At 76.7% G+C, this 2,816-nt stretch carries 4 protein-coding genes; 1 reads left to right on the top strand and 3 read right to left on the bottom strand.

Annotated elements, in window-relative coordinates:
* The 3 genes from FOE67_RS21860 to FOE67_RS21850 all read right to left on the bottom strand — a co-directional run.
* A partial coding sequence (locus FOE67_RS21860; protein ID WP_323385261.1) for a hypothetical protein occupies window positions 1-472 on the bottom strand: 472 nt, incomplete at its 3' end.
* Between the two features lie 190 nt (window positions 473-662).
* Entirely contained in the window at window positions 663-1,355 is a 693-nt protein-coding gene (gene leuE / locus FOE67_RS21855; protein ID WP_182666553.1) for a leucine efflux protein LeuE, read from the bottom strand.
* Window positions 1,356-1,398: 43 nt separating this feature from the next.
* Window positions 1,399-1,863, bottom strand: a complete 465-nt coding sequence (locus FOE67_RS21850; protein WP_323385259.1) for an ankyrin repeat domain-containing protein — start codon at window positions 1,861-1,863, stop codon at window positions 1,399-1,401.
* 160 nt (window positions 1,864-2,023) lie between these two features.
* Between FOE67_RS21850 and FOE67_RS21845 the strand changes: the two genes are divergently transcribed.
* Window positions 2,024-2,674: a SecDF P1 head subdomain-containing protein gene (locus FOE67_RS21845; RefSeq protein WP_182666551.1), complete on the top strand. Its 651-nt coding sequence runs from the start codon at window positions 2,024-2,026 to the stop codon at window positions 2,672-2,674.
* Window positions 2,675-2,816: the final 142 nt, after the last annotated feature.

Below are 2,816 nucleotides of genomic sequence, written 5' to 3'. Positions count from 1 at the left end.
CCCCGGCTCCGTCCGGGGCGGCGTCCCCCCGGGTCGCGGACCGGTCACCGCCCGCCCCGGCCTCCGGGGCGGCACCCGCGTCCTCCCTCGGCCCGCCGAGCCCCAGCGGCTCGTGATCGGTGAGGTCCTCGGCGAAGATCCGGGACAGGGGTTGGGGCCCCACGTACTGACGGCACGCGCAATCGGCCGGCTCGTACCCCAACGGCCTGCGGTCGGCGTCCCACCCCGTGGGCCGCTGGACCACCTCGTGGCAGTGACCGCGCCCGTCGTGCATCGCCAGGTGGTGGCCGCACCCGCACACCGGCTCCGGCGGTCGCTGCCGCTCCTCCGCCCGACGCAACTGCCGCTCCCGCATCCGGAGCTCCTCCAGGCGCCGCTCGTGACGGTTCTGCCGACCGTCGCGCAGGGTGTCGGCGATCCACGCCCCGCCGCCGCAGATCAGGAAGATCACCAGGATCCACATCCAGGCCATCACGGCGGCCGCCTCCCTCGTCGCGTCGCTCCGGGGTCCGGGCCGGACGGCGTGCCGCCCGGTCGGGGCGACGGATCGATCACCCGTGCCCCTGCCATCGAGCCTACGTGCACCGCGGGCCCCGGGGCAGGGTTCCCGACCGGCGGCCGGCGGCCTCCCGCTCCGCCGACGGGCCGGAAGCGGCCCCCGGTCAGCCGCTCGCGGTCGCCAGGGACAACTTCACCGCGAACCCCAGGAACAGCCCGCCGGCCGCCGCCGACGCCCCGGCGCTCAGCCTCCGCCGGCGCCGGAAGGCGGCGGCCAACCGGGCGCCGGTGAAGATCAGCACGCTCAGATAGGTGAGGCTGAAGATCTGCACCAGCACCCCCAGCGCCAGGAAGGACAGCGCCGGGTGCGGATAGGCCGGGTCCACGAACTGCACGAAGAAGGAGACGAAGAACAGGATCGCCTTCGGGTTCAGCAGGCTCGCCGTCAACGCGCGCCGGAAGGGCCGCTCGACGGCCACCCGGCCGGCGGCGGCCGGGGCCCCGTCGGCCGCGTCCGCGTCGAGCGCGGCCCCGGTGCCCCGGGGCTCGCGACGCCTGCGCCACAGCGCCACGGCTCCGCGCAACATCCCGATCGCCAGCCAGGTCAGGTACCCGGCGCCGAGGAACTTCACCACGGTGAACGCCGCCGGGCTGGCCTGCAACAGGGAGGCCACACCCCCGGCCGAGAGGATCATCAGCGCCGCGTCGCCGCAGAAGACCCCGGCCGCGGCCCGGTACCCCTGCCGGACGCCGCGGCGGGCGGCGACGGACAACACGTACAGCGAGTTCGGCCCCGGCAGCAGGATGATCAGGGCCAGGCCCACCAGGTAGGTGGGGAGATCGGTGATACCCAACACGGGCGCAGCGTGCCACACCGGCCCACCCGGCGCGAAGCGGGTTTCACCGGCCGGACGCCGCCCCCTCCCCGGGCCCGGCGGTCGGCGTGCCCACCGCCCCGGCCCGCAGCACTTCCGCCGCCTCGCGGAACCCCTGGCGCACGGCCCATTCCACCGGGGTCCGGTCGTCCTCCGAGGGGCCCTCCCGCAGCCGGGGATCGGCACCGGCGGCGAGCAGCACCCGGATCACCTCCGTGTGGTTCCACGCCGCCGCCGCGCCCATCGGGGTGCCGCCCGTGCCGTCGTTCCCCGGGGTCGCCGCGTTCGGGTCGGCGCCGGCCCGCAGCAGTTCCCGCGCCACGGCCGGGGCCCCGGCGAGCGCCGCCGCGTACAGCGGGCCGAACCCCTCCGCGTCCGGGCCGCGGGCATCGAACCCCGAGCGCAGCAGCTGCCGGACCGCCCCGGCGTCGTCCCGCCCCACCGCCCGCGCGAACCGTGCCCGCCGCTTCTTCTCCCGTCGTCGCGTCACGGCGGCACGGTACCGCCGCGCCGGGATCACCCGGGGACCGACCGGGTATGGGAAACACGGGGGCCGGGTACGACAGAGCAGCGACGCGGGCCCCGCCGGCGCGGACCGGGCAAGTCGCCGACCGCCCGGGGAGGCCCGGGGCACCGAGGAGAGGATTCCCATGCAGCCGACCCCGCCGCCGTCCGAGGACCCCGGCGCCGGCCGTCCGCCCGGCGAGGGGGGCGAGAAGCCGCGCGGCATGGGGGCCGCCGTGGCCATCGGCGTCCTGGTGGTGCTCGGTCTGCTGCTCGGCGTCTTCGCGCTGGGACTGGCCGACAACGGCGACGAGGACACCGACGGCAACGGCTCCGGGAACGGGGACACCGCCGGCCGGGAGGCGGCACCCGGCGCGGGGGTGACCCCGGAGGAACCGCTGCGGCTGCTGCCGGTGGAGGAGGCGCTGCCCGGCGCCTGCGGGGAGCCGGGGCAGGACGCCTTCACGACACCGGACGGGAACACCTGCCTGACCGTGGTCACCGACGAGGGACTGGTCGTCGAGGAGTTGGCCGCCGTCGAGGTGGTGGACGGCAGACCGCAGGGCATCGGCACGGTGGTGGAGGTGACACTGGTGGAGGCCGACGCCGGGGCGCTGGCCGACCTCACCGGCGATGTCGCCGCCCGCTCCGACCCCGGCAACCGCCTGGCCGTCGTCCTCGGTGAGGAACTGCTGATGGCCCCCACCGTCGTGGAACGGCTGGAGAGCGGGGGGCTCCACATCTCCGGGGTGAGCCACGAGGAGGCCGAGGAACTCGCCGACCGCCTCGGCGGCTGACCGACACGCTCACCCGGACCACCCGGACCACCCGGACCGGCGGGTCACAGGGCGCACCACCCCGACCCACCCGGTCCGGACCGGTGCCGACCCACACCCCCTCGCCCGCGCACACCTCGGCCGGACCCCCACCTCCGTCCGC

This window comes from Streptomyces calidiresistens (assembly GCF_014141525.1).
Lineage (GTDB): Bacteria > Actinomycetota > Actinomycetes > Streptomycetales > Streptomycetaceae > Streptomyces > Streptomyces calidiresistens.
Note: the sequence above shows the minus strand (reverse complement) of the source record. Positions and strands in the feature narration are given on the sequence as shown.